The organism is Parendozoicomonas verongulae (assembly GCF_009711465.1).
GTDB classification, from domain to species: Bacteria; Pseudomonadota; Gammaproteobacteria; order Pseudomonadales; family Endozoicomonadaceae; genus Sansalvadorimonas; species Sansalvadorimonas verongulae.
Map to the genome: position 1 here is coordinate 11,945 of NZ_SMME01000771.1, position 833 is coordinate 12,777.

Sequence of the window (833 nt, forward strand, 5' to 3'; positions counted from 1 at the left end):
CTTGCTGAGGGCTGAATAGTTACCTACAGAGCTGGTGAATTGGGAGTCATGATGCCCCGCAGGAGCAATCCCAGAGAAAATCAAACCAACGGCAATAAAGAAGGTTCCGTTGCAAATATTTTGATAGATCATGGAGACCCTTACTCCAGACGCAATTAGGCTGCCAGAGAATAAAAGTATTCCCAATCATTGACGGATTTCGTTTTGTCATACTGACCCTTGCGGATCATATGGCAGTCTGCCTGAAAAATCCATCAAGAAGCCAACCTGCTGACAACTGTCGTGTTAGTTTAGCTTTCATTTCTTAGGGCGCTATTTGCAACGGAACCGCGATTTTTGTCTAGAATACGGAACTTGTCGTATTTTCTGAACAGAGTTTTCCATTGAGTTGCTTATCAGGCATTCAAGTGCAGTTATTTATTGCCGCTGGTTTGGTTTTCTCTGGGATTGCTTCTGCGGGGCAGCATTATGGCTCCCAATTCACCGTATCTGCAGGTCATACAGCTCAGTTAGCTTCTTTTCTGTACCATTCCAGTGCTAGTGCCAGCCATTATCACCATGGCAAGACCTGTAGAGATCAAGTATCAGGAGCAAATTCTAATCAACAGGCCGTTTCCAGTGTTTTTCAATATGAATCTGTGAGAGGGCAATCTCTCATCCAAAGATTGCCTATTGATCGCAGTGCAAAACAAAAGCTTCCCGAAATCCTCCAGCTGGGTGGAAACCAGAGTAAAACCTCACAAACACCAGCATCAGCCTCTAAACATGATGGGCAAAGCCGTTCAGGCACTCCACCCAAAAGACAATCAGGCTTTAATCCACAAGGGCACTCC

1 protein-coding gene is annotated in these 833 nt (G+C 45.1%); it reads left to right on the top strand.

Annotation, left to right across the window (positions count from 1 at the left end; translation table 11 throughout):
* Window positions 1-383: 383 nt before the first annotated feature.
* Window positions 384-833: hypothetical protein (locus E1189_RS23760; protein WP_230460214.1), on the top strand; the 450-nt coding region annotated here is incomplete at its 3' end.